At 71.9% G+C, this 25,727-nt stretch carries 23 protein-coding genes; 15 read left to right on the forward strand and 8 right to left on the reverse strand.

The genetic code is table 11. The features are described 5' to 3' along the window. Positions 1-33: 33 nt before the first annotated feature. Positions 34-2,250 (reverse strand): ATP-dependent DNA helicase, encoded by a 2,217-nt coding sequence (locus tag U5911_RS04975; protein ID WP_336035788.1) that lies wholly within the window; start codon positions 2,248-2,250, stop codon positions 34-36. Positions 2,251-2,395: 145 nt separating this feature from the next. Here U5911_RS04975 and U5911_RS04980 point away from each other — a divergent pair, with 145 nt between their 5' ends. From U5911_RS04980 to U5911_RS04995, 4 genes are all read left to right on the forward strand, one after another. Then, positions 2,396-2,548, forward strand: a complete 153-nt coding sequence (locus tag U5911_RS04980; protein WP_336035790.1) for a hypothetical protein — start codon at positions 2,396-2,398, stop codon at positions 2,546-2,548. Positions 2,549-2,810: 262 nt separating this feature from the next. Next, positions 2,811-4,874, forward strand: a complete 2,064-nt coding sequence (gene uvrB, locus U5911_RS04985) for an excinuclease ABC subunit UvrB (RefSeq protein ID WP_336035791.1) — start codon at positions 2,811-2,813, stop codon at positions 4,872-4,874. A 179-nt stretch (positions 4,875-5,053) separates the two neighbouring features. Beyond that, on the forward strand, positions 5,054-6,022 hold the full coding sequence (locus tag U5911_RS04990; protein ID WP_336035793.1) for an ABC transporter ATP-binding protein: 969 nt from the start codon (positions 5,054-5,056) through the stop codon (positions 6,020-6,022). Next, a complete protein-coding gene (locus U5911_RS04995; protein ID WP_336035795.1) occupies positions 6,019-6,873 on the forward strand; it encodes an ABC transporter permease subunit in 855 nt (284 codons plus the stop codon). The genes U5911_RS04990 and U5911_RS04995 overlap by 4 nt, the downstream gene beginning before the upstream one ends. On the opposite strand, the gene U5911_RS05000 is transcribed toward U5911_RS04995, so the two are convergent. Then, the gene (locus U5911_RS05000) at positions 6,874-8,655 is read right to left on the reverse strand and encodes an excinuclease ABC subunit C (protein ID WP_336035796.1); all 1,782 of its coding nucleotides are present in this window, start codon (positions 8,653-8,655) and stop codon (positions 6,874-6,876) included. A 136-nt stretch (positions 8,656-8,791) separates the two neighbouring features. Between U5911_RS05000 and U5911_RS05005 the strand changes: the two genes are divergently transcribed. The 5 genes from U5911_RS05005 to U5911_RS05025 all read left to right on the forward strand — a co-directional run bounded on the left by U5911_RS05005 (position 8,792) and on the right by U5911_RS05025 (position 12,508). Further along, a complete protein-coding gene (locus U5911_RS05005; protein ID WP_336035798.1) occupies positions 8,792-9,460 on the forward strand; it encodes a DUF5518 domain-containing protein in 669 nt (222 codons plus the stop codon). A 50-nt stretch (positions 9,461-9,510) separates the two neighbouring features. Next, positions 9,511-9,771, forward strand: a complete 261-nt coding sequence (locus tag U5911_RS05010) for a DUF7967 family protein (protein ID WP_336035799.1) — start codon at positions 9,511-9,513, stop codon at positions 9,769-9,771. Between the two features lie 120 nt (positions 9,772-9,891). Further along, positions 9,892-10,656 (forward strand): ABC transporter permease subunit, encoded by a 765-nt coding sequence (locus U5911_RS05015; RefSeq protein WP_336035801.1) that lies wholly within the window; start codon positions 9,892-9,894, stop codon positions 10,654-10,656. Between the two features lie 74 nt (positions 10,657-10,730). Beyond that, positions 10,731-11,645 (forward strand): ABC transporter ATP-binding protein, encoded by a 915-nt coding sequence (locus U5911_RS05020; protein ID WP_336035803.1) that lies wholly within the window; start codon positions 10,731-10,733, stop codon positions 11,643-11,645. Continuing rightward, positions 11,642-12,508 carry an ABC transporter permease gene (locus U5911_RS05025; protein ID WP_336035805.1) on the forward strand — a complete coding sequence of 289 codons (867 nt, stop codon included), beginning with the start codon at positions 11,642-11,644 and terminating at the stop codon, positions 12,506-12,508. Before U5911_RS05020 ends, U5911_RS05025 begins: the two co-directional genes overlap by 4 nt. Here the strand turns inward: U5911_RS05025 and U5911_RS05030 are convergent. After that, complete coding sequence (locus U5911_RS05030; protein WP_336035807.1) at positions 12,505-12,891, reverse strand: hypothetical protein; 387 nt, start codon at positions 12,889-12,891, stop codon at positions 12,505-12,507. The two genes, U5911_RS05025 and U5911_RS05030, sit on opposite strands and share 4 nt — an antisense overlap. A gap of 171 nt (positions 12,892-13,062) precedes the next feature. Here U5911_RS05030 and U5911_RS05035 point away from each other — a divergent pair, with 171 nt between their 5' ends. Then, on the forward strand, positions 13,063-14,247 hold the full coding sequence (locus U5911_RS05035; RefSeq protein ID WP_336035809.1) for an aspartate kinase: 1,185 nt from the start codon (positions 13,063-13,065) through the stop codon (positions 14,245-14,247). 99 nt (positions 14,248-14,346) lie between these two features. Further along, positions 14,347-15,714, forward strand: a complete 1,368-nt coding sequence (locus U5911_RS05040) for a tryptophanase (protein WP_336035811.1) — start codon at positions 14,347-14,349, stop codon at positions 15,712-15,714. A gap of 16 nt (positions 15,715-15,730) precedes the next feature. On the opposite strand, the gene U5911_RS05045 is transcribed toward U5911_RS05040, so the two are convergent. From U5911_RS05045 to U5911_RS05055, 3 genes are all read right to left on the reverse strand, one after another. Continuing rightward, positions 15,731-16,390: a metallophosphoesterase family protein gene (locus tag U5911_RS05045; RefSeq protein ID WP_336035813.1), complete on the reverse strand. Its 660-nt coding sequence runs from the start codon at positions 16,388-16,390 to the stop codon at positions 15,731-15,733. Between the two features lie 64 nt (positions 16,391-16,454). Further along, positions 16,455-17,552: a M24 family metallopeptidase gene (locus U5911_RS05050; protein ID WP_336035815.1), complete on the reverse strand. Its 1,098-nt coding sequence runs from the start codon at positions 17,550-17,552 to the stop codon at positions 16,455-16,457. Then, the gene (locus U5911_RS05055; protein WP_336035817.1) at positions 17,549-19,111 is read right to left on the reverse strand and encodes a trehalase family glycosidase; all 1,563 of its coding nucleotides are present in this window, start codon (positions 19,109-19,111) and stop codon (positions 17,549-17,551) included. The genes U5911_RS05050 and U5911_RS05055 overlap by 4 nt, the downstream gene beginning before the upstream one ends. A 158-nt stretch (positions 19,112-19,269) precedes the next feature. Here U5911_RS05055 and U5911_RS05060 point away from each other — a divergent pair, with 158 nt between their 5' ends. From U5911_RS05060 to U5911_RS05070, 3 genes are read left to right on the forward strand one after another with little or no spacing between them, the layout of a single operon-like run. Then, positions 19,270-20,319: an ABC transporter ATP-binding protein gene (locus tag U5911_RS05060; RefSeq protein WP_418771521.1), complete on the forward strand. Its 1,050-nt coding sequence runs from the start codon at positions 19,270-19,272 to the stop codon at positions 20,317-20,319. Between the two features lie 4 nt (positions 20,320-20,323). Continuing rightward, the gene (locus U5911_RS05065) at positions 20,324-21,262 is read left to right on the forward strand and encodes a carbohydrate ABC transporter permease (protein WP_336035821.1); all 939 of its coding nucleotides are present in this window, start codon (positions 20,324-20,326) and stop codon (positions 21,260-21,262) included. A 6-nt stretch (positions 21,263-21,268) separates the two neighbouring features. Further along, positions 21,269-22,237 (forward strand): carbohydrate ABC transporter permease, encoded by a 969-nt coding sequence (locus U5911_RS05070; protein ID WP_336035823.1) that lies wholly within the window; start codon positions 21,269-21,271, stop codon positions 22,235-22,237. 162 nt (positions 22,238-22,399) lie between these two features. On the opposite strand, the gene U5911_RS05075 is transcribed toward U5911_RS05070, so the two are convergent. After that, positions 22,400-22,708, reverse strand: coding sequence for a hypothetical protein (locus U5911_RS05075; protein WP_336035825.1), 309 nt, complete (start codon positions 22,706-22,708; stop codon positions 22,400-22,402). Between the two features lie 2 nt (positions 22,709-22,710). Beyond that, complete coding sequence (locus U5911_RS05080; RefSeq protein WP_336035826.1) at positions 22,711-24,054, reverse strand: ABC transporter substrate-binding protein; 1,344 nt, start codon at positions 24,052-24,054, stop codon at positions 22,711-22,713. 131 nt (positions 24,055-24,185) lie between these two features. Between U5911_RS05080 and U5911_RS05085 the strand changes: the two genes are divergently transcribed. Next, positions 24,186-25,559 (forward strand): sulfatase family protein, encoded by a 1,374-nt coding sequence (locus tag U5911_RS05085; RefSeq protein WP_336035828.1) that lies wholly within the window; start codon positions 24,186-24,188, stop codon positions 25,557-25,559. The last annotated feature ends 168 nt before the right edge of the window (positions 25,560-25,727 follow it).

Here is a 25,727-nt window from a genome sequence, read left to right on the forward strand (position 1 = left end):
GCAGCAGCCCGTCTACGCGCGGAGCAACCCAGGTCACGGACTCGGCGGACTGCCGTCGTAGGCGTCGAGGTCCGTGAAGAAGTTCAGCATCGAGACCCGGAGCCTCTCCGGGTCGATGTCGACGAGCTCGCGGCGGACCTCCGCGGGGAACGTCGGGTTCACCGAGTACTTCCGCATCTCGGTGCGGCTGGCCTTCGTGTACCGGCGGTCGACGAGCATGCGGACGCCGAAGTCGTCCGGGGAGCGGATGACGCGGCCGACGGCCTGCCTGGTCTTCCGGACGGTCGGGATCTCGACGGCGTACCGCCAGCCGGCGTCCTCGCCGCCGTGGCGGCCGTCGTCGCGGTACCCGAAGGTGCGGCTGTAGGCGTCCTGGACGGCCTCGGCGCGCGCGTCCAGGTGGGGGTAGGGGACGCCGACGACCGCGACCGTGCGCGCGTCGTCGCCGTCGAAGCTCACGCCCTCCGCGAGCGTCCCCCACAGCGACGTGAACAGGACGCCGTTCCGGTCGGCGACGAACGACTCGCGGAGGTCGTCGGCGGCGACGCCGGGTTCGTCGAGGTAGCGGGCGGCGTCGACGTCCGACAGGAGGCCGTGGTAGCGCTCGGCCTCGCTGTAACTCGGGAAGAAGAACAGGCAGTTCCCGGGCGTGAACGCGACGGCGTCCCGGAGGACGCCCGCGACCTCCCGCTGGACGCCGGGGTCCTCGCGCTTCGAGGAGAACAGCGGCTCGGTGTCGACGGCGAACGTGCGGCGGCGGTCCTCGGGGAACTGGAGGCCGAACGCCATCGTCGCCGGGTCGTCCAGCCCGAGGACGTCCGCGGTGACGTCGAACGGCCGGAGTGTCGCGCTCATCAGGACGCTCGCGTGCACGGCGTCGAAGAGGTCCGTGGTGACGTCCCGGGGGATGCACGTGTACAGCTCCGCGCGGCCGTAGACGTCGTCGGTGCTCTCGTCGCGCCGGACGGCCGCCGTGGGGTACTGGCCGAGTTCGCCGCCGTCCTCGACGTACGACTCGACGAACTCCGCGGCCTGCTGGACGAAGCACTCGCGGCGCGTCGTCGTCTCGCCGCTCCGGTAGGCCTCGTCGTACGCCTCGTCGAGGGCGTCGCCGAGCGCGAGCGCGTCGTCGAGGTCCTCGCGGATGCCGGGGCCGGTGTACGACTGGAGGAACGCCAGCGTCAGGTCGTCGCGCCGGTCGTCGTTCGCGACCGGGACGTCCAGCCAGTTCGCCCCCACCTCGGAGCGCGCGACCGCGGGGCCGTCGCCGCCCGGGCCGAACGCCGACTCGTAGGTATCGACGAGCGCGTCCCGGAACGCGGCGAGCACGCGCTCGGCGGCGTCGGCGCCCGTCCGCTCGACCGCCTCGAGTTCGGCGAGCGCGCTGTCGAGGGTGTTCTCGGTGAGCGTCTTCGCGGCGTGGTCGCGGGCGGCGTCCTCGACGTTGTGCGCCTCGTCGAACACCACGACCACGTCCTCGGGGTCCCGGCCGAGCCACCGGAAGAACTGCGCGCGGATGCCCGGGTCGAGCAGGTGGTGGTAGTTGCAGACCGCGAGGTCGACGCCCTCGATGCCGTCCTTCAGGAGCTCGTACCCGCAGAGCCCCGCCTCCTCGGCGTACTCGTAGATGTCCTCGGGGGTGCGGACGCCGTCGTACAGCCACTCGTAGAAGTCGTCGGTGTCCCCGACGAGGTTCTCGTAGTAGCGCTCGCAGACGTTCCCCTCGCGGAGGTCCTCGAGTTCGTCCTCGACGGACGCGAGCTCGTCGAGGACCGCCTCGCGCGCCTCGGCGGCCTCGCCGTCGCCGGCCCGACTCTCCTCGAGCAGCGCCTGCTGGCGCTCCTCGAGCTGGCGCTTGTCGCGTTCGGCGTCGACGACTTCGTGGGTGTTGTCCCGGAGCACCTGGCACTCCTGGTAGTCGACGTCGATGTGGCACATCGACCCCTTGCCCTTGAAGACGACCGCGCGGATGGGCGCGGCGTCGTGGATCTCGCGGGCCTCGCGGACGAACTGCCGCATCTGCTGGTGGACGTTCGTCGTGATGACGACCGTCTTGTTGGTCTCGCGGGCGTGCGCGAGCGCCGGCGCGAGCGCGGCGAGCGTCTTCCCCGTCCCGCAGGCCCCCTCGAAGAGGACGTCGCGGCCGGCGTCGAGGGCGTCCCGGATGCCGTCCATCGCCTCCCGCTGGTTGTCGTACGGGGACGGCTTCGGGAAGTACCGGAGGTAGTCGGGGGAGTCGCTCGCGGCCACGATGGGGGTGGATTGGTCGCCACGGCGTATAAACGTCCGGCCCGGGGGCCGCGCGCTCGCCGCCGCGGCGGCGCGTTCCCGCCGGGCGCCGGTGATTTAGGCGGACCAAAACGTATATTCGTGGTGGGGTCCGTAGGAGGTGTCGATGGCAGTCACGCAGGACCGCGAAGACGACGCCCAGGCCCCCGAAGAGGCAGTCGCGGCGTTCCAGTCCTCGCCGGAACGCACCGTCTTCACCGAGTCCGACAACCCCGACGGCTGGATCTCGACCGACGTCACCGTCGACGTCGAGCAGTAGCCGCCGCCCGCCGTCCCGGCCCCCGCCGCGCTCTCTGCACGCTCCCGCAGCACCTGCCGGCCTCGCCGCCAGCGCTCGCCGTGCCGTGGGCTCGCTCTGCTCGCCCACGCTGTTCGCGGGTCGCCGCGCTCCCCGCTCACTGTATCGTGGCGCGCCGGTGGCGCGCCACGCTGCTCGCGGCTCCGCCGTCGCCGCTCGCCGTGCCGTGGGCTCGCTCTGCTCGCCCACGCTGCTCAAGTACTCGCGCCCCTAGACCCGGACAATGAGCGACGCCAGCGGCCCCCTGCAGCCGGACCGACCGGACGCCGAGAAGCCGTTCCGCGTGGACGCGCCGTTCGACCCGGCGGGCGACCAGCCCGACGCCATCGAACAGCTCGTCGAGGGGTACGAGCGGGGCGCCGAGAAGCAGACCCTGCTGGGCGTGACGGGCTCCGGGAAGACGAACACCGTCTCGTGGGTCGTCGAAGCGCTCCAGCAGCCCACGCTGGTCATCGCGCACAACAAGACCCTCGCCGCGCAGCTCTACGAGGAGCTGCGGACGCTCTTCCCGGACAACGCCGTCGAGTACTTCGTCTCCTACTACGACTACTACCAGCCCGAGGCGTACGTCGAACAGACGGACAAGTACATCGAGAAAGACGCCTCCATCAACGACGAGATCGACCGCCTCCGGCACTCCGCGACGCGGTCGCTGCTGACGCGTGACGACGTCGTCGTCGTCGCGTCCGTCTCGGCCATCTACGGGCTCGGCGACCCGCGGAACTACGAGGAGATGAGCCTGCGGCTCGAGGTCGGCCAGACCGTCGACCGCGACGACCTCCTCGGCCGGCTCGTCGACCTGAACTACGAGCGCAACGACGTCGACTTCACGCAGGGGACGTTCCGCGTCAGGGGCGACACCGTCGAGGTGTTCCCGATGTACGGCCGCTACCCCGTGCGCGTGGAGTTCTGGGGCGACGAGGTCGACCGCATGGCGAAACTCGACCCCCTCGAGGGCACCGTCGAGAGCGAGGAGCCCGCCGTCCTCTTCCACCCGGCGGAGCACTACTCCGTGCCCGACGAGGAGATGGAGCAGGCCATCGAGGAGATCCGCGCGGACATGGACGAACGCGTCCGGCACTTCGAGCGCCAGGGCGACCTCGTCGCCGCCCAGCGCATCGAGGAGCGCACCACCTTCGACCTCGAGATGATGGCGGAGGCCGGCTACTGCTCGGGCATCGAGAACTACTCGGTGTACCTCTCGGACCGCGAACCCGGCGACGCCCCCTACACGCTGCTGGACTACTTCCCCGAGGACTTCCTCACCGTCATCGACGAGTCCCACCGCACGGTGCCCCAGATCAAGGGCCAGTACGAGGGCGACAAGTCCCGGAAGGACAGCCTCGTCGAGAACGGCTTCCGCCTGCCGACCGCCTACGACAACCGCCCGCTGACCTTCGAGGAGTTCGAGGCGAAGACCGACCGCACGCTGTACGTCTCCGCGACCCCGGGCGACTACGAACGCGAGGTCTCCGACCGGGTCGTCGAGCAGATCGTCCGCCCGACGTACCTCGTCGACCCCGCCGTCTCGGTGACCGACGCCACCGGCCAGGTCGAGGACCTCATGGCGCGCATCGACGACCGCGTCGAGCGCGACGAGCGCGTGCTCGTGACGACGCTCACCAAGCGCATGGCCGAGGACCTCACCGAGTACCTCGAGGAGGCCGGCGTCGCCGTCGAGTACATGCACGACGAGACGGACACCCTCGAGCGCCACGAACTCGTCCGGGGGCTGCGCCTCGGCGAGTTCGACGTCCTGGTGGGCATCAATCTCCTCCGGGAGGGCCTGGACATCCCCGAGGTGAGTCTCGTCGCCATCCTCGACGCCGACCAGGAGGGGTTCCTGCGGTCGGAGACCAGCCTCGTCCAGACGATGGGGCGGGCCGCCCGGAACGTCAACGGCGAGGTCGTGCTGTACGCCGACGAGACCACCGACGCGATGCAGGACGCCATCGAGGAGACCCAGCGCCGCCGCCGCATCCAGCAGGCGTTCAACGAGGAACACGACGTCACGCCGACCACCATCGAGAAGGCGGTCGGGGACACGAACCTCCCGGGCGCTGAGACCGACACGTCCTCGGTCACGGGCGACGGGCCCAGCGACGAGCAGGAGGCCGCCGTGCTCGTCGAGGAACTCCAGCGACGCATGGCCGAGGCCGCCGACAACCTCGAGTTCGAGCTCGCGGCGGACATCCGCGACCGCATCCGCGAACTCCGCGAGGAGTACGACCTCGACGGCGGCGACGCCGACGACGCCGCGGTCGCGCCCGAGGCCGAGGAGTGGTAGGCCGCTCGGCCGCCGACGGAGGCGTCGGCCACGGGGACCGCACCGGCGTCAGTCGTCGTCGCCGGCGACGCCCGCGCCGCCCGTAGCGGCGCCCTGGCGCGCGAACCGCCACGTCCGGCTGTCGCAGCTCGTGTGAACATTGAGGTACTTTCATGTCGGTGGTTCCGCGATTCGGTAGTATGCCCGCCATCCAGACGGACGGCCTGACGAGGCGCTTCGGCGACCTCGTCGCCGTCGACGCCCTGAACCTCTCCGTGAACGAAGGCGAGGTGTTCGGCTTCCTCGGCCCGAACGGCGCCGGGAAGTCGACCACCATCAACGTGCTCCTCGGCTTCCTCCAGCCGAGCGAGGGAACGGCGACCGTGCTCGGCCACGACGCCGCCAGCGAGTCCCGGCAGGTCCGCGAGCGGACCGGCCTCCTGCCCGAGGGGTTCGAGCTCTACGAGAACCTCACCGGCCGCGAGCACGTGGTCTCGGCCATCGAGACGAAGGGCGCGAGCGACGACCCGGACGAACTCGTCGACCGCGTCGGCCTCGACCCCGAGGCCGCGCGCCGGCGCGCCGGCGGCTACTCGAAGGGGATGACCCAGCGGCTCGCGCTCGCCATCGCGCTCGTCGGCGACCCCGACCTCCTCATCCTCGACGAGCCCTCCAGCGGCCTCGACCCGAAGGGCGCGAAGCTCCTCCGACAGATCGTCCGCGAGGAGGCCGACCGCGGCGCGACCGTGTTCTTCTCCAGTCACATCCTCGGGCAGGTCGAGCAGGTCTGCGACCGCGTCGGCATCATGCACGAGGGCGAGATGGTCGCCGTCGACACCATCGAGAACCTCCGCGACCAGATGGGCACCGAGTCCACCGTCGAGGTCGAGGTCGCGTCCGTCCCGTCGACGGACTCCATCGCAGCGGTCGACGGCGTCCGCGACGTCACGACCTCCCCGCACAAGCTCGAGATCACGTGCACGCAGCCGACCGCGAAGATGCCAGCGCTGCGTGCCGTCGACGACGCGACGGAGGTCCGGGACGTCTCCATCGAGGACGCGTCCCTCGAGGCGCTGTTCGAGCAGTACACCGAGAACGGCGGCGCGCCCGCCACCGAGGCGGACGCCCCCCAGGAGGTCGCCGCGGCCACCGGAGGTGACGCGGCGTGAGCCTCCGCACCGTCGCCCGCGACGACTTCACGAACGCCCGCCGGTCGTACGCCGTACTCGGCGTCGTCGGCGTGTTCACCGCGCTGGTCGCGCTCATCGTCGGGATGGACAGCGGCCACCACCCCGACTTCTACCGGGCGCTGTTGGACGTGTCGTTCTTCCTGTTCCTGGTGTTCCCCATCATCGTCGCGCCGCTCGCGTACCTCGCCATCGCGGGCGACCGCGACGGTGGCGCCATCAAGTACGTGATGGGACTCCCGAACACGCGCGCCGAGTACGTGTTCGGGAAGCTCGTGTCGCGACTCGGCGTCGCGCTCGCGGCCGTGCTCGTCGGGATGCTCGTCGCGCTCGCCATCGGGTTCGCGTCGTACACCAACGCGCCCGCCCTCGACCGGTTCGCCAAGTTCACCGGGCTGATGTTGCTGTTCGCGTTCTCGTTCATCGGCATCTACGTCGGCATCTCCGCGGTCACGGCGAGCCGGTCGCGCGCGATGCTCGGCGTGTTCGGCGCGTACTTCTTCCTCGTGCCGTTCTGGTTCGGGTTCCTCCCGGTCGTCGGCCTCCCCGCGCTCGTCAACACCGCCGCCGACCTGCTCGGGGTGAACGTCTCGAGTGACACCCAGAGCTTCATCCGGTCGCTGTCGCCCGCCACGGCGTACCTGTTCAGCACGAAGATCGTCTACCAGGGCGTCCACGACACCTACCCGATGATCGCCCAGAACTTCGAGGGCGCGTACACGTCCGACGAGCTCCAGGCGCAGTTCTGGTTCAACGCGCTCGTCATGTTCGTGTGGGGCGCCGGGTCCATGCTCGTCGGCTACCTCTCCTTCCGCCGCTCCGAGCTCGGGTAGTCAGAGCCGCCGCTGGATCGTCTCGGCTGTCGCCTCGCCGACGCCCTCGACGCTCCGGAGGGCCTCGGCGCTCGCCTCGCGGACGGCCTCGACGCTCCCGAACCGCCGCAGCAGCCGCTTGCGCAACTCGGGCCCGACTCCCTCGACGCCGTCCAGCGCCGTCGCCACCTCGTCCCGGACGGTCTGGTGGTAGGCCACCGCGAACCGGTGCGCTTCGTCGCGGACGCGCTGCAGGACGTGCAGCTGGGGCGCGTCGCCGTCCCAGTCGTACGTCCGCTCGGGGGTCACCACCACCTCCTCGTCTTTCGCCAGCGCCACCACCGGCACGTCCCAGCCGACGTCCTCGAGGGCGTCCAGCGCGGCGTCCAGCTGTCCCCTGCCGCCGTCGATCAGGAGCAGGTCCGGGTCCGGGCGGTCGTCCCGGCCCTCGACCGCGCGCTCGGCGCGCCACGCCACGAGCCGCCGCACGTTCGCGTAGTCGTCGTTCTCGTCGTCGAGTTTCTTCCGCCGGTAGTCCGGCTTCTCCGCGCTCCCGTCGACGAAACACACGTCGCTGCCGACGACCGCCTTCCCCTGCGCGTGGCTCACGTCGAACCCCTCGATGCGCGCCGGCCGGTCGATGCCCAGCGCGTCCGCCAGCGCCGCCAGCTCGTCGCCGCCGCCCGAGCGCCGGTGGGCGTTCTTCAGCGCGAGGTCGACGAGCGTCGCCTCACGGCCGGCGCCCGGCACGCGCACCTCCACGCCCGCCGCGTCCAGCCACGCCGCCACGTCGTCGTCGCCGTGGTGCTCGGGCAACAGCAGGCGGTCCGGCAGCTCTCGCTCCGCGTAGAACTGCACGAGGAACGCCGACAGCACCTCGGCCACGCGGCTCGCGGGTCGTTCCTCCCCGCTCGCTCGTTCCGTGGCCGCACTCCGCTCGACCGCCGGCGCTTCCACGCGGTGGCGCTCGCGCTCGACGAGCTGGCCGCGCTCGGCGTGCAGCCGCGCGACGGTCGCCTCCTCGCCCGCCACGGCGACGCCGAGCACGTCCGTCGTCGCCGCCTCGTCGCCGCCCGCGACGGCACCGCCGCCGCCCTCGTGGAACGACGCGACGACGTCCAGGCGGTCCCGGAGGTTCGCCGCGCGCTCGAAGTCCTCGGCCCGCGCGGCGTCGTCCATCGCGCGCTCGAGGGGGTCCGCGAGCGCGCCCGTCTCCCCCTCGAAGAACCGCCTGGCCGTCTCGACGTCCGCCGCGTACTCGCGCTCGCCGACCTCGCCCGTGCAAGGCGCCGAACACAGCCCCATCTCGTAGTCCAGGCACGGCCGGTCGCGGTGCCGGTACTTGTGGTCCGAGCAGCCTCTGAGGCCGTACACCTCGCGGACCGCCTTCACGACCGTCTCCACGTCGCCTTTGTCCGTGTACGGCCCGAACGCCGCGGCGCCCTCGTCGGGGTCCCGCGTCACCTCGACCCGGGGGACGTCGTGGTCGGTGAACTGCACGAGCGGGTAGGACTTGTCGTCTTTCAGCCGGACGTTGTACCGCGGCTGGTGGCGCTTCACGAGGTTCGCCTCCAGCAGCAGCGCCTGCGTCTCCGTGTCCGTCACCGCGAAGTCCACGGCGTCCGCCCGCCGCACCATCCGCTGGATGCGCTCGCTCCGCGGGTCGACGTACGACCGCACGCGGTCGCGGACGTCGACCGCCTTCCCGACGTACAGCACCGTGCCGTCGGCCGCCTCGAACTGGTAGACGCCCGGCTCCGCGGGCAGGTCGCTCGCGCGCTCCCGGACCGCGTCCGCGTCCATCGGTCCAGGGTTGGGCCGCCGCGGCTTTCAACTGCGCGGTCGCGGCCCAGGCCCGCCGCTCGCGGTCTCCCCGGGCTCGTGTCACCGCGCGCGAACCGTCGCCGGCCTTACCTCGCTCCGGCGAGACCCCCCACCGATGCCCGCTCCCACCGAGTCCCCGGCGGACGCCCCGTCGTCGCTGTTCTACGACCGACTGCTCGACTACCTGCTCGTCGCCCTCCTCGTCGTCGAGGGCCTCGTCGTCGCCGCGCTCGGCGCGACCGTCGCGACCGCCGACGTCCGCTCGTTCGCCGAGCGGGTGGCCGCTGACGCCGCCGCGAGCGGGGAGCTGCCGCTGGGCTACTCCGAGCAGGCGCTCGCGGACGCCATCCGGACGCTCGTCGCTTGGGGCGGCGGCGGCCTCGCCGCGGCCGGCGTCCTCCTGGTCGCCGCCGCCGCGTGGTTCTACCGGTACCGCGGCCGCGTCCGCGACCGCCTCGCCGACGGCCGCCGCCCGCCGCGCTGGCACGCCGTCCTGCTCGGCGCCGCGCTCGCGACCGCGCTGGCGTTCGTCCCGTTCGTCCAGGTCGCCGGCGGCGCCGTCGCGGGCCACCTCACCGACCGCGGCGCGCTCGTCGACGGCGCGCTCGCCGGCGTGCTGTTCGGCGCGCCCGCGTACGTCGTCTGGGGCGCGGTCGCCGCCGGCGCCGTCGCCGCCGGCGCGCCGGCGCTGGTCGGGTTCGTCGCCTTCGGCGTGCTCGTGTACGTCGCCGTCGACGCCGTCCTCGCGGCGGTCGGCGGCCTGATCGGCGGGTTCGTCGCCTGACCGGCGGCCGAACCGCCAGCCTTGAACCGCGGGCGCGCGAACCACGACGCATGTCCGAGGACGAGACCGAGCGCGTCTGGCTGGTCTACCGCGAGTACACCGACAAGGGCCTGCTGGACCTCACGTACGCGACGCCCGACGGCGACCGCGTCCTCTCCAGGCAGCGGTCGCTGAACGCCGGCGACCCGACCGCCGCCGTCGACGCCGACCCCGCGGACCTCGAGCCGGTCGAGGACCCAGCGGACCGGAAGCGGTACGGCCAGGAGGCCTCGCGGATGCGCGACGACCACGGGCCCGACGAGCGCGTCTGAACGCCGCCGGCGCGCGCCGGCCGCTCGTTCGCAGCGGCCGCGACGCCGCCGAAGACACTTCACGGCCGGCCGCGAGTACCCGGTCGTGCCCGCACGCCCCCAACCCGCGGTGGTCGTCCCGTGACCTGGCCGGTGATCGCGCGCCGCGACGTCCGCGTCCTCCGCGCCGACGACGCGCTCCTCGTCTACCCGGGCTTCCTCGTCCTGTTCGCCGCCGTGACGGCCTACGACGCGACCGGCGGCCGGGGCGGAGCGTCCCTGGCGGCGACGCTGTCGCTTCTGGGCCTGCTCGCGGTGCCGTTCGTCGCGAGCGCGCTCACCCACGAGGCCGTCCCGGGCGCGCTCGCCAGCGGTCGGCTGCGCCTCACGCTGTCGCTGCCCCACAGCAGGCGCGCGTTCCTCGGCGGCGCGGCCGTCGCGCGGTTCGCGGCCGCGTTCGGGAGTGTCGCCGCCGCCGCGGCCGTCGCCACCGCCGTCTACGCCGTCCGGGGCGGCGCGCTCGCTCCGGTCCGGACGCTCGCGACGCTGGCGCTCGCCGCGCTGCTGGCCGCGGCGTTCGTCGCGGCGACCCTCGCGCTGACCGCGCGTTCGACGTCCACGACGTACGCCGCGGCCGCCGCCGTCGGCTTCGTCGTCGCGGCGTACGCCTGGCCGGCCGCCGTCCAGTTCGGCGACTCGCTCGCCGGTAGCCACCTCGGCGCCGGCGTCCCGGACGCCGCGGTGCTCGCCAGCCCCGTCTACGCGTACGCGAGCGCCGCGAGCAGCGCCGGCGGTCCGCCCGCCACCGCGGTCGGCGACGCCGTGGTGGGGGCGTTCGTGCTCGCCGCCTGGACCGCGGTCGGGTTCGCGCTCGCCGCGCGCAGATTCGGGCGCGTGGAGCTCTGAAACGCCGAGAATCGCCGTCGCTTTCGTTGAGAACCACCACAATGGATTTACGAGCGGCGCGTCACCTGCCGGCCATGGCAGCAATCGAGCTCTCCGGCGTCACCAAGCGGTACGGCGACGTCACCGCCCTCCGCGACCTGGACCTCGAGGTCCGGGACGGCGAGATCTACGGGTTCCTCGGCCCGAACGGCGCCGGGAAGTCCACCACCATCGACGTCCTCCTCGACTTCGTGCGGCCGACGGCCGGCAGCGCGCGCGTGCTCGGCCACGACGCCCAGGCGGAGTCGCTGGCCATCCGCCGGCGGATCGGCGTGCTCCCCGAGGGGTTCCACGTCTACGACCGGCTCACCGGCCGCCAGCACCTCGAGTTCGCCATCGAGTCGAAGGGCGTCAGCGACGACCCGGACGCCCTCCTCGAGCGCGTCGGCATCCCGGACGCCGCCGACCGGAAGGCCGGCGGCTTCTCGAAGGGGATGGCCCAGCGGCTCGCGCTCGCCATCGCGCTCGTCGGCGACCCCGAGCTCCTCGTCCTCGACGAGCCCTCGACGGGCCTGGACCCGAACGGCGCCCGCGAGATGCGGTCGATCATCACCGAGGAGGCCGACCGCGGCGCGACCGTGTTCTTCTCGAGTCACATCCTCGAGCAGGTCGAGGCCGTCTGCGACCGCGTCGGCATCCTCAAGGGCGGCGAACTCGTCGCCGAGGACACCATCCGCGGCCTGCGGGACGCCGCCGGCACCGGGACGACGCTCTCGGTCACCGTCGACGAACTCACGCCCGCCGTCGTCGAGGCCGTCGAGGCCGTGCCCGGCGTCGCCAGCGTCTCCACGGACGGCGACACGCTCACGGTGTCCGCGGAGAGCGCCGCGAAGACCGACATCCTCGACGCCGCCGAGTCCGCCGGCGGCGAGGTCGTGGACTTCGCGACGCGCGAGGCGTCGCTCGACGACGTGTTCGCCGCGTACACCGACGACGGGGTGGGAGCATGAGCTGGGCGGTCGTCGCGAAGAAGGACTTCCGGGACGCCGCGCGCTCGAAGGCCCTCTGGGGGCTGACCGCGCTGTTCGTCCTGTTCATGGCGGGGTTCGCGTACCTGTTCACGCTCTTCCAGACCCAGGACCAGGGCGACACCGTCCTCTCCAGTCTCGACTACGTCTCCTTCCTGGCGAGTCCGGCCGCCCTCCTCATCCCCATCACCGCGCTCGTCGTGACCCACAAGTCCCTCGCCGGCGAGGTCGAGTCCGGCAGCGCGAAGTTCCTGCTGTCGCTGCCGCACACGCGCCGGGACGCCGTCCTCGGGAAGGTCGTCGGTCGCGGCGCGGTGCTCGCGGCGTCCATCCTCGTCGGCCTGCTGTCCGCGCTCGTCGTCGTCCTCGCGCTGTACGACGTCTTCGACGCCGCCGTGTTCGGGACGTTCGCCGCGCTCACGCTGCTGCTCGGCGTCGTCTACACGGCCGTCGGCGTCGGCATCTCCGCGACCACGAAGGACTCCGGGCGCGCCACCATCCTCGCGGCCGGCTTCTTCGTCGTCTTCGAGGTGGTCTGGGGGTTCGTGCCGAACGCCGTCCACTACGTCGTCGAGGGGTCGTTCTCGCCGGACGTCGCCCAGGCGGCCGACGGGGCGCCGTACCTCGACGCGCCCGGCTGGTTCTTCTTCCTGCAGCGGCTCTCCCCGAGTACCGCGTTCTCCACGGCGACCCAGTCGTTCACCGACAGCGCGGCGTCGCTGCTGCCGGCGTACGACACCGTCCCCGTCTACCTCACGGGGTGGGCGTCGCTGGCCATCCTGCTCGCGTGGCTGGTCGTCGTCCCCGCCGTCGGCTACGTCGCGTTCTCGCGGGCGGACCTCTAGTCGGCCGCCGGCTCGCAGCGGTACCGCCGCGTCCGGTCGCCGTCGAACATCGGGCCCGGGCCGACCTCCTCGAACCCCACGTCGTCGAGCACGTCCGCGAGCCCGTCGCCCTCCACGAGCACCACCTCGACGGGCAGCCCCTCGCGTTCGGCGAACGCGCACGGCTCGTCGAGGAGGCGGCCGACTGCGTCGGGGTCACCGTCGACGCGCGTGACGTGGACCGTGCCGCGCCACGCGTCGAACGCGACGAACCCCGCGACGTCGCCCTCGCGTTCGGCGACGCGGACGCTGCGGTCGCGGACGAGGCGGACGGCGTCAAGGTCGTCGTCCGCGAGCGTCGCGAGCGCCGCGGCGTCGTCGACGGTCGCGTCTCGGATCTGCATACCCCCAGTACGCGGCCGCTCGACTTAACGCTCGGGCCCCGCGCGGCCGCGAACCCGGTGGCCGCGGCGCCGTCGCACCGCTGGCAACGGTTTCATCCATGCAAGCAGTTATCACCGCGTCGGTCCGTACGGCCCGGCAATGAGCACGGCACAGCCGACCGGTGAGCGGCGATGCGCGTAGTCGCGAAGTTCGGCGGGACGAGCCTCGGCAGCGGCGAACGCGTCGAGCGGGCCGCCGACTCCATCGCGGACGCCGTCGCAGCCGGCCACGAGATCGCGGTGGTGGCGTCGGCGATGGGGAACACGACCGACGAGCTCCTCGAGGACATCACGTTCGACGCCGGGGACGCCGACCGCGCGGAGATCGTCTCGATGGGGGAGCGGACGTCCGTGCGGATGCTGAAGGCGGCGCTGGCCGCCCGCGGCGTGAACGCGGTCTTCCTCGAGCCCGGCCACGAGGACTGGCCGGTCGTCGCGAACGACCGCGGCGAGGTCGACACCGAGGAGACCCGGCGGCGCGTCCGCGCGCTCGCCGACAAGCTCGACGACGTCGTCCCCGTCATCACGGGCTTCCTCGCCGAGGACCACGACGGCAACGTCACGACGCTCGGGCGCGGCGGCAGCGACACGACCGCCGTGATGCTCGGCCGGTACGCGGACGCCGACGAGGTCGTCATCGTCACCGACGTCGAGGGCGTGATGACCGGCGACCCCCACGTCGTCGAGGGCGCGCGCAACGTCGGCGAGATCACCGTCGACGAGCTCCGGAACCTCTCGTTCCGCGGCGCGGAGGTGGTCGCGCCGTCGGCGCTCTCGTTCAAGGACGACGCCCTCTCGGTGCGGGTCATCCACTACCAGCACGGCGACCTGCTCTCCGGCGGCACGAAGATCGAGGGTCAGTTCGAGAACATGATCGACATGCGGGAGTCGCCGCTGGCCTGCCTCACCGTGGCCGGCCGCGCCATCCGGAACCGCCCCGGCATCATGTCGACGCTGTCGACGGCGCTGTACGACAGCGACATCAACGTCGACGCGGTCGCCTCCGGCATGGACTCGATGACGTTCTACGTCGACGAGACGGTCGCCGAGCGCGCCGAGAACGTCCTCCACCGCGAGGTCATCGAGGTCGACGAGCTGTCCTCGATCACGGTCCGGGACGACGTCGCCGTCGTCCGCGTGCTCGGCGGCGAGCTCCCGAACCAGCCGGGCGTCCTGCGGCGCATCGTCGACCCCATCGCCGAGGCCGGCATCAACGTCATCGACATCATCTCCAGTGCCACGTCCGTCGCCGTCTTCGTCGACTGGAGCGACCGCGAGCAGACCCTGGAGATCGTCCAGGAGCACTTCGGTTCCTGACCGCCGACGGACGCAGCCGCCGACCGTCGTACAGCCCTGTACACCGCCGTACACGGATGCTACGCCACGTTTTTCGCGGTTCCGGCCGTCCTCGTCGGTGTGCGCTCCTACAAGGCAGCGATGGTCGAGCCCGTCCGGCTGCTCGCCCGGGAGGACCGCGAGGCCGCGCTCCGCGAGGCCGGCTTCAACGTCTTCAACCTGGACAGCGCGGACGTGTTCGTCGACCTACTCACGGACTCCGGCACCGGCACGATGAGCACCGCCCAGTGGGCGGCCCTGATGGAGGGCGACGAGGCGTACGCCGGCAGCGACAGCTTCCGGGAGCTCCGGGACGCCGTCCGCGACGTCATGGGGTTCGAGCACCTCGTGCCCGCCCACCAGGGACGCGGCGCCGAGAACGTCCTCTACGGCGCGCTCGTCGACGACGGCGACGTCGTCCTGAACAACGCGCACTTCGACACGACGCGCGCGCACGTCGCCGCGAACGGCGGCGAGCCCGTCGACTGCCCGGTTCCCGAGGCGAGGGACGGCGACAGCGACCACCCCTTCAAGGGGAACTTCGACGTCGACGCCGCGCGCGAGGTCGTCGACGACGTCGGCGCCGAGAACGTCCCCGCGGTCGTCCTCACCGTCACGAACAACTCGATGGCCGGCCAGCCGGTCAGCGTCGCGAACACCCGCGAGGTCGCCGCGTTCGCCGACCAAATCGACGCGACGTTCGTCGTCGACGCGTGCCGCTTCGCGGAGAACGCTCACTTCGTGGGGCGCCGCGAGGACGAGTTCGCCGACTGCTCGGTCGCCGCTGTCGCCCGCGAACAGCTCTCGTACGCCGACGCCTGCGTGATGAGCGGGAAGAAAGACGGCCTCGTGAACGTCGGCGGCTTCGTCGGCCTGCGCGAGCGGGGAGACCTGTACGAACAGTGCCGCCAGCGCGGCATCCTCTACGAGGGGTTCTCGACGTACGGCGGCATGTCCGGCCGCGACATGGCGGCGTTCGCCGTCGGCCTCCGCGAGGCCGTCGACCCGCCGTACGTCGCGGAGCGGGTCGCCCAGGTCGAGGCCCTCGCGGACGCCCTCGCGGACCGCGGCGTCCCCGTCTACCGGCCCGCCGGCGGCCACGCCGTCTACGTGAACGCCAACGACGCGCTCCCGCACATCCCGCGCGGGGACTACCCCGGTCAGGCGTTCGTCTGCGAGCTCTACCGCGAGGGCGGCGTCCGCGCCGTGGAACTCGGCCGGTTCGCGTTCCCCGGCACCGACCGCGACGACCTCGTGCGGCTCGCCGTCCCCCGGCGCACGTACGGCCCCGACCACCTCGAGCACGTCGCCGACACCGCCGCCGCGGTCTGCGAGCGCGGCGAGGCCGTCTCCGGGTTCGAGGTCGTCTCCGAGCCCGCGATGCCCGAGCTCCGGCACTTCTCCGCGGAGCTGCGGCCCGTCGACGCCGCCGAGACGCCCTCCCGGTAGGCGGTCGCGGCCGCGGTCACCGTCCCTCCGACAGCCGCTGTGCGGTCCCCTCCGGCAGCCCCGCCTCGCGGACGGCCGCCGCGACGCGCTCGACGTCGTACTCGACGCGGTGCTCGGTCACGGCCAGCGAATCGAGGTCGAGGACCGCGTACGCCGCGCGCGGGTCGCGGTCGCGGGGCTGGCCGACGCTCCCCGGGTTCAGCACCACGCCCTCGTCGTACGCTTCGTGGTACTGGACGTGCGTGTGCCCCAGCACGAGGACGTCCTCGTCGCCGAGCAGGTGCGGGCCGAACGCCTCGGGGTACGTGTACCTGTCCTGCACCTCGGGGTGGTCGTGGACGACTTTCACGCGGCCGTCGAACAGCGTCCGCTCCCGGGGCAGGCGTTCGACCCACGACCGCTGGACGTCGTTCAGCTCCCGGCGCGCGTGCCGGACGCCCGCCTGCGCCATCCCGTTCCCGCGGAAGTTCCGGCCGGAGGCCACCATCCGGTCGTGGTTGCCCATCACCGTCGGGACGTCGCGCTCGCGCAGCGCGTCCACGCACTCCGCCGGCCACGGATTGTAGCCGACCACGTCGCCCGCGCAGACGACGGCGTCCACGTCCGGCAGGTCCGCGAGGACCGCGCCCAGCGCCACCAGGTTCGCGTGCACGTCGGAGACGACGCCGACCTTCATACCCCTCTGTCGGTCGCCCCCGGACTTCAGTGTCCGGCTCCCGCCCCGTGGCTCGCTCGCGCGGTCAGCGCTCCAGCACCGCGGGGCGCTGCAGGTCGACGTCCGCGTCGACCGCGGACGCGGTCAGCGTCGGCCAGTCGCCGGTCGCGGTCAGCACCGAGAGGTCGTCCCCGGCGACGAGCACCGTGTCCTCGCTCTTGGCGCCCCGGACGGTCGGGTTCCAGGCGTACGCCATCGGCGCCGTGACGCGCTCGCCGCCGTCCGGCGTCCCGATCCACTCCCGGCCGGCGAAGCCGGCGGCGCCGCCCTGGTGGTGTGCGCGCCACTCGTCCGGGAACCCGACCGCGTCGTAGGCGTCCCGTATCGCGGCGAAGACGTCCGCGGCCGTGCCGCCGGCCGCCGCCGCGGACTGCGTCGCGGCCAGCGCCGTCGCCTCGACCCGCGCGGCGGCGCGGTGGCGCTCGGCCAGCCAGCCGGGCGCGTCGAAGGCCACCGTCCGCGTGCAGCTCGCGAACAGGCCGCCGCGTTCGGCGGTCACCGAGAGGAGCGCGTACTCGTCGACGGCCGCGTCGCTGGGCGTGTAGTGGCGGTAGCGCCGCGCCCGGTCGTCGCCGCCCACGAGGACGACCGGCGCGCGGACGCCCTCGCGCTCGAGGCGCTGCCGGAGCCGCGCGGCGACGGCCCGCTCCGTCGCGCCGCGCTCGAAGCCGGCCGCCACGTCCTCGACGGCGGCGGCGACCCGCTCGCCGAGGTCGCGGTAGCGGGCGCGGTCGCGCTCGGTGAGCGGCTGCCGGCGGTCGCTGACGTCGACGGTCGCGAGCCCCGGCACGTCGAAGTCGGCCGCGGCCGGCCGCGGCGTCCGCTCCGCGACGGCCGCCGCGAGCCCCTCGCGGTGCCAGTCGTACTCGGCGACGTCGACCGCCGACGGGACCTCCTCCTCGCGCAGCCGCGCCGCCTCGACGTTCGACGCGACCACCGTGACGCCGTCGCCGTCGTAGCCGGCGGCCGCGACGCCGACGTCGCCGTCCCTGTCGACGACGTTGTCGCCGCCGGTGAGCCACGCGAACCCGCCCGGGCGAGCCAGCCAGACGGCCTCCAGGCCGCGCTCGGCGAGCAGGTCGTCCAGGCGGGCGAGCTTCGGCGCGTCGAGGCTCCCGGTCACGGCCCGAACCCCGGCGCTGTCTCGGCGGCGTCCGCGCCGCGGCCGTTCCCCAGCGCGGTGACCACGCCGTTGGTCCACCCGAAGCCGTACTGCAGCCGGTACTCGCCGTCGTCGGCCGCCACGGCCGTCGACTGGACGTCGTACTTCTCGGCCATCCGGCCGCGCTCGGCGAACGCCGAGCGGTTCAGCGCGAGCCAGCGGTCCGTCACTTCCGCGGCCAGGTCGTCGTGGCCGTACCGTCGGAGGCCGACCGCGGCCATCCAGTGCAGGGGCGCCCAGCCGTTCGGCGCGTCCCACTGCTCGCCGGTCGTCGACAGCGTCGTCACGAGGCCGCCGCGGTAGAGGAAGTCCTCGCGGAGCCGCCGCGCGACCGCGTCGGCGCGCTCGGGGTCGGCGGCGCCCGTGAACAGCGGCACCACGCCGGCGAGCGTCGGGCGGGCGACGCGCTCCCCGTCAGCCCAGCAGTAGTCCACGTAGAACTCGCGGTCGTCGTCCCAGCAGTAGCGCTCGACGACGCGGCGCCGTCGGTCGGCGGCGTCGGCGTACCGCCCGGCGGCCTCCGGTCGGTCGAGCCGCGAGAGCCACTCCGTGAGCGCGGACTCGACGCCGTAGAGGACCGCGTTGAGGTCCACGGGGACGATGTCGGTGGTGCGGATGGTCGCCCGGTCGTCGTCGTCCGCGAACCACCGGGAGCTGAAGTCCCAGCCAGACTCGCAGGCCGCCCGGACGTCCCGGAACAGCTGCGGGCGGTCGTCCGGCGGGACCGCGGCGGCGAGCTCGCGGTCCTGCCGGTAGGACTCCGGGCGCGGCCGCGTGCGGTCGTCCCAGTAGCGGTTCGCGACCGGGCCGTCGGGCAGCGAGACGGTCCGCCGGTGGCTGTCGGGGCCGTCCGGTCGGCCGACCCGCTCGCGGCCGTCCATCCAGAAGGCGTACTCGGTCTCGAGGGCGTCGACGAACGGCGCGACGGCGTCGAACCCGCGCTCGCGTTCGAGGATCCGCAGCATCCGGTAGAACAGCGGGAGCTGCGAGCGGCTGTCGTAGTAGACGCGGTTGCCGAGTGGGACGAACCCGAACCGGTCGACGAGGGACGCGACGTTCTCGACCATCCCCGCGACGGCGTCGACGCGGCCGATGGTCGCGAGCCCCTCCGCGGCGAAGTAGCTGTCCCAGTAGTACATCTCCCGGAACCGGCCGCCCGGCACGACGTGGGGGTTCGGCAGCGACACCAGCGTGGACGTCGCGTCCGGGTCGACGTCGAACGACCGGGTCAGCGGCCCCCACAGCGACTCGACGTGGGACTCCATCGTCGTCCGCGTCGGGTCCGGGTCGGCGGCGACGGGGTCCGGCAGCCGGAAGTTCCGCTCGACGAACGCCGCGAGGTCGAACCCGGGGTCGTCTCGCGCCGCGAGGTAGCGCTCGCGGAGGCGGGCGGCGGGCACCCTGGGCTCGGCGTCGACGAAGTGCTTGCAGTCCTCGAAGAGGCCGCGCTCCTGGACCGACCGGAACAGCTCGCCGGCGACCTGCGGGTAGCGCCTGTAGTCGAACGCGCGGGTGCTCATCCACCCTATCTTGTGATAGGATTAGTAAGTAAGTGTTGTCTCGGGCGGGAAATACGAGGACTGGGGGCCGCTCCGCGAGAGTTCCATTTCAATTCTGGATGATTAATTATAAGTGCAGTAAATCAGTACACCATGGTACGTCTATGACCAGCATTAGCATGCAGTCGGTCAGCAAGTTCTTCGACGGAGGTGATATAATCGCGAACTACAAACTGGACCTCGAAGTACGGGACGGCGAGTTCCTGGTCTTTCTCGGACCGTCCGGCTGCGGGAAGACGACCGCGCTCCGGATGATCGCGGGACTGGAGACGCCCTCGGAGGGCGACATCTACTTCGACGACGACCGGGTCACCGACATGGCGCCGGCCGACCGGAACGTCGCGATGGTCTTCCAGAACTACGCGCTGTACCCCCACATGAGCGTGCGGGAGAACATCGAGTACCCCCTGAAGATACGGGGCGTCCCGCCCGAGGAACGCGACGAACGCGTCGCCGAGATCGCGGACCTCCTCCACATCGAGGACCAGCTCGACAGCGACCCGGCGAACATCTCCGGCGGGCAGCGCCAGCGCACCTCCCTGGCGCGAGCCATCATCCGCGAACCGTCCGTGTTCCTGCTGGACGAACCGCTCAGCAACCTCGACGCGAAACTCCGCCTGGAGATGCGCTCGGAGCTCAAACGCCTCCAGAACGAACTCGACATCACGACCGTCTACGTCACGCACAACCAGGAGGAGGCGATGAGCATGGGCGACCGCATCGCCGTCATGAACGAGGGGACCATCCGGCAGGTCGCCGACCCCGAGGAGCTCTACCGGCGACCCCGGACGGCCTGGGTCGCGGAGTTCATCGGGTCGCCGCCGATGAACCTCCTCGAGGGCTCCCGGCGCAACGGCGCCATCCACGTCGACGACGAGAACGCCGTCCCGGCGACCGACGACGCGCCGCCGGACGACGTCTCCGTCGGCTTCCGGCCGGAGGACCTCGCCGTCACCGCGACCGAACCCGACACCGACTGGTGTCTCCGGGGGCGCGTCAAGACCGTCGAACCGCTCGGCGAGTACGTGCTCGTGAACGTCGACGTCGGCGACGCGACGGTGAACGCCAAGGTCGACCACTCGGACCTCGAGTCGGGCCAGCAGGTGTTCGTCAGCGTCGACCGGGGAGACGTCTACCTCTACGACGGGGACGGCGAACTCGTCGCCTGAGACGATGTCGGTCACGAACCTCCTCGACGGCCGCGTCGACCGGGACGTCGACTGGGAGAAGGTCATGGCCATCCTCGTCTTCATGGCGCCGGGACTCACCCTGTTCGCCATCTTCTCCGTCGGCCCGATGCTGTACTCCGCGTGGGGGAGCTTCTACGCCTGGGACGGCTTCACCGTCCAGCAGTTCGTCGGCCTCGACGCGTGGGTCGCGACGTTCACGGACGACGCCATCGTCAACTGGTCGAACCTCGCGTCGTTCACGTACCCGATGGGCGCGCTCCCCCAGAACCTCATCTGGATGGTCGTCCACGTCCCGCTGAGCACGCTCCTCGGCCTCGGGCTCGCGTTGCTGTTCGCCGACCTCCGCGGCCGCCGCGTCCTCCGGTCGATGGTGTTCCTCGGGTTCACGACGCCGACGGTCGTCATCGGCCTCGTGTTGCTGTTCGTCTACGACCCCCAGGCGGGCGTGTTCAACGAACTCCTCCGGACGGTCGGCCTCGAGGGCCAGGTCCGCAACTGGCTCCAGCAGCCACAGATCGCCATCTACGCGCTCATCGCCGGCGGCGTCTGGGTCCAGACGGGGTTCAGCATGCTCGTGTACAGCTCCGCGCTCGCCGGCATCGACCCGGCGCTCCTCGAGTCGGCGCGCATCGACGGCGCCGGCCCGTTCCGCCGGTTCAAGGACGTCATCTGGCCGCTCGTCAAGCCGGTGACCGCCGTGGTCGTCATCATGAGCACCATCTGGGTCATCCGCATCTTCGCCATCGTGTACGCGGCCGGCGGCCCCTCGGGCGGCCCGAACGGCGTGTTCTCCGTGCTCGGCCTGGAGGTCTACCAGGCGGCGTTCTCCGTCCCCATCGAGTACGGGAAGGCGATGGTCGTCGCGCTGATTGAACTGGTGATCACGCTCCCGATGGCGTGGTACATCGCGCGAATGGACTGACTCACAATGACCGAGCACACACCCGACGACACGACCGCTTCCGACACCGACGACGCGCACGCGGACGGCGGGACGCGCGTCCGCCGCGACCCGCCGGAGACGGCACCGGCGGAGTTCCAGGACACCCGCAACCGACTGCTGACGTCGCTACCGACCGGCACGCGAGCCGCCAGGTACGCCGTCGCCGTCGCCGTCGCCGTGCTCTGGGTCGTCCCCCTGATCGGGCTCGTCATGGCGTCCGTGCGCCCCCTCGAGCAGGTGATCCAGGGCTGGTGGCACCTCGAGGGGATGACCGTCACCCTCCAGAACTACAGCGCGGCGTGGACGTTCAAGTCGGGACCGATGCGGCAGGCGCTGTTCAACACCGCCATCGTCACCGTCCCGTCCGTGCTGGCCGTCACGCTCCTGGGGACGATGGTCGCGTACCCGTTCGCTCGCTTCGACTTCCCCGTGAAGACCGGCCTGTTCTTCCTGCTGATCGTCGTCATGGCGGCGCCGCCGGAGCTAGTCGCGATGGGCAACTACAACACCCTCCGGGAGACCGGCCTGTTCGACACCTACATGGGCCTGATTCTGGTCCACATCGGCTGGGGGATGGGCTGGGTCGTGATGTTCCTCCGGAACTACCTCCTGGGCCTCCCCGAGGAGCTCGAGGAGGCCGCGCGCATCGACGGCGCGTCCCGCTACCAGATCTTCAAGTCCATCGTGTTGCCGTACTCGATGCCGGCGCTGGTGTCCGTCGCCGTCATCCAGTTCACCTGGGTCTGGAACTCCTTCTTCTTCCCCCTGGTGTTCATGCGCTCGACGGACAAGAAGCTCGCACCCCAGGTGCTCCCGCTGATGAAGGGCCGCCTCCAGATCGACTGGGGGCTGGTCGCCGCGGGCTCGGTGCTGACCATGATCGTCCCGATCGTGTTGTTCCTCGCGCTCCAGAAGTACTACAAGCGCGGGATGGTCGCGGCGGTCGCCGACTAGGCGCCGCGGCGGGCGGCCTGCCGCCGTCGTCGCTGTCGTGCTCGTCGCTGCCGCCGTCGTCGCTGTCGTGCTCGTCGCTGCCGCACTCCCCCTCGCCGGGTCGCTCGCCGCTGTCCGCTCGTCGCCGGCGCGTCGAAAAGCAGCGCAGTCGCGGCGTCGCGGTCAGTACGGTAGCGGGCCGGCGACGGTCGCCAGCACCACGACCGCGACGGCCAGCAGCTGGGCGAGGAAGAACGCCCGCGAGGACGCCCAGCCGAAGTACAGGAGCGCGACCGTCGGCACGGCGGCGATGGCCGCCGGCCACGCCCCCTTCGTGAACAGGATGGCGAGGAACCCCGTGGTGAACAGGATGAGCGCGTCCATCCCGAGCGACAGCGAGTTGCGGCGCCGGAGCTCCTCGGGGTCGAGCGCCTGCCGGACGCCGCGAGCGCCGCCGTCTGAGGGCTCGTCGGACGTTCCCGTCGAGGCCATCCTCACGCCTCCAGGGTGTTCTCGTGGGCCTCGTCGAGCGCGGACACGATGTCGGACGTCGGCGTGTCCGGCGACGCCCACAGGCCCTTGAGCACCGACCAGAACTCCTGCTGGAAGGGGTTCCCGAGCGCGTCGTCGAGGTCCGGGACGACGGTCACCTCGGCGGCGAGCTCCGGCAGCTGGGACATCACTTCGCTCTGGTAGGCGTCCGACGGGACCTGGGTGTTCGACGGGACGAAGCCGCCGAGTTCCACCCACTGCCGCTGGCCCTCCGCGGACACGAACGAGCTCAGGGCGTCCCGCGCGGTGTCGACCCTCTCGGAGTACGTCGGCACCGTGAACCAGTTCACGCTCGACGCGATGCCCTCAACGCCCGGGAGCCGGAAGACGCCGAGGTCGGAGGCGTCCTCGACGGCGTCCTGGGCGGTCGTGAACGACCCCATGAAGTACAGCGGCGTCGACCCGTCCCAGAAGTACTCGTACTGGACGCCGAAGTCCCGCATCTGGCTGAAGTACCCCTCCTCGTGGAGGGCCTTCACCTCGTCGAAGGCGGCGCGCACGCGGTCGTCGGTGAACGAGGCCTCGCCGTTGATGAGTCCCTGCTGGAGCTGCGCGCCGTCCTCCTGGCGCATGAAGAATCCCTCCATGAGGTCGCTGAGCGGCCAGCCGGTCCCGTTGCCGGACGCGATGGGCGCGTCGACGCCCTCGATGCTCGCGATGGAGTCCAGCAGCGACGTGAACTCGTCGTAGTTCGACGGCTCGGAGAGGCCGTGCTCGTCGAAGAACGACTGCCGGTACCAGAACCCGGGCTTGAGGTCCATCTTGAACGGCGCCGCGTACACCTCGCCGTCGACGGTGACCCGGGACGGGTCGACCGCGAAGTCGTCCGGGTTCCAGGCGTCGCCGACCGGCGCCAGGTGGCCGTTCTGGGCGTCGCTGACGATGCGCGCGGGGGACGGCATCACGACGATGTCCGCGGCCGCGACGCCGGACTCGTAGTCCATCAGCGTCCCCGTCAGCAGGCTGTCCGTGTCCCGCGGGAAGTACTCGATCTCGACGCCGGCCTCGCTCTCGACGTAGCTCATCACCTCGCCGAACGACTCCTGTTCCTCGCCCGACCAGACGCCGGTGACCTCGATGCTGGACGCCCCGCCTCCGCCGCCGCCACCGCCGTCGGTGGTCGAATCCCCCGAGTCGGCGGTGGTGTCACCGTCGCCGTTCCCGTCGCCGTCGGAGTCGCCCCCGAGACAGCCGGCGAGGCCGGTCGTCGCGACCACCGACGCAGCGCCGGTGGCCTTGAGGACGTTCCGCCGCGTTCTGCTCGACCGGTGTGTGCGGTCTGCCATTGCACTAACCGAATGAAAGTCCATTTACTTCAAATTTGGTTATTAATTACCGCTATAGTTACTCTTGGCTCGGCCGGTCGGCGATGCGCTCACCGCGCGATTTATGGCTCCACGCCCGGGACGATGCACGCGTGTCCGTCGAAGACACCTCGCGAGCAGCGACGGCGGCCCGGCCGAACGTCGTGCTCGTCCACTGTCACGACCTCGGGCAGTACCTCGGCTGTTACGGCGCCGACGTCGACAGCCCGAACCTCGACCGGCTCGCCGCCGACGGCGTCCGACTCGAGCGCAGCTTCTGTACCGCCCCGCAGTGCTCGCCCAGCCGGTCGAGCATGATGACCGGCGCGTACCCCCACGAGAACGGCGTCATGGGCCTCGCGCACATGGGCTGGGCGCTCGACGACGACTGGGCGACCCTCCCCAAGTACCTCCGGGACGCCGGCTACTCGACGCACCTCCTCGGCTTCCAGCACGAAGTCCCCGACGACCCCACGCGGCTGGGCTACGACCACGTCGACACCACCACCAAGCGCGCGCTCGACCTCGTCGACGTCGTCGACGACTTTCTCGCCGACCGCGCCGCCGCGGACGCCCACGCCGCGGCCGGCGACCCGTTCTTCGTCTCCGTCGGCATCGAGGAGCCCCACCGGCCGTTCCGCCGCGAGTACGTCCCCGACTCGGTGTACGACGACCCCGGCCCCGACGAGGTCGACCTCGGGGACTTCCCGTACCTCCCGGACGAGCCCGGCGTCCGCGAGGACGTCGCCGACCTCCAGTCGCTCGTCGCGGGGACGCTCGACCCGGCCGTCGGCGCGATCCGCGACTCGCTGTCGGCCGCCGGCCTCGCCGAGGACACCCTGTTCGTGTTCACGACCGACCACGGGCTCGCCATGCCGCGCGCGAAGGGCACCTGTTACGACGCCGGCCTCGAGACCGCGCTGCTCGTCCACCAGCCCGGCGTCGTCGAGGGCGGGGCCGTCCACGACGACCTCGTCAGCAACGTCGACCTCGCGCCGACCCTGCTGGACCTCGTCGGCGTCGACCCCCCGACCGACGTCGCCGGCCGCTCGTTCGCCGACCTCCTCCGCGACGGCGCCGCCCACGACCGCGACCGGGTCTACGGCGAGATGACCTGGCACGACCGCTACAACCCGGTGCGGTCCGTCCGCACCGACCGCTACCGGTACGTCCGGAACTTCTCGGTGCTCCCCCGGGTGTTCGTGCCCCTGGACGTCGTGCCGACGGCCGCCGGCCGGGCGGTCCACGAGCAGTTCCACGTCGAACAGCGCCCCGCCGAGGAGCTCTACGACCTCGAACGCGACCCCCACGAACGCCGGAACCTCGCCTCCGACCGGACGCCCTTCGAGACCGCCGCGGACGCCAGCGACCCCCACCCCGAGTACGTCGACGTCCTCGACCGCCTCCGGTCGGACCTCCGCGAGTGGATGGCGGCGACCGACGACCCGCTGCTCGACGGCCCGGTCCCGTACGCGGACGTCGAGTAGGCCGCCCGACGTCGGACGCGGACGTCGAGTAGGCCGGCCGATGCCGGACGCAGGCGTCGATTCGGTCGCCCGATGCCGGACGCGGACGCCGATTCGGTCGCCCGACGCGGGACGCGGACGCCGATTCGGTCGCCCGACGCGGGACGCAGGCGTCGAGTGGGCCGTCCG

Origin of the sequence: Halobacterium yunchengense (genome assembly GCF_037031165.1) — an archaeon.
Lineage (GTDB): Archaea > Halobacteriota > Halobacteria > Halobacteriales > Halobacteriaceae > Halobacterium > Halobacterium yunchengense.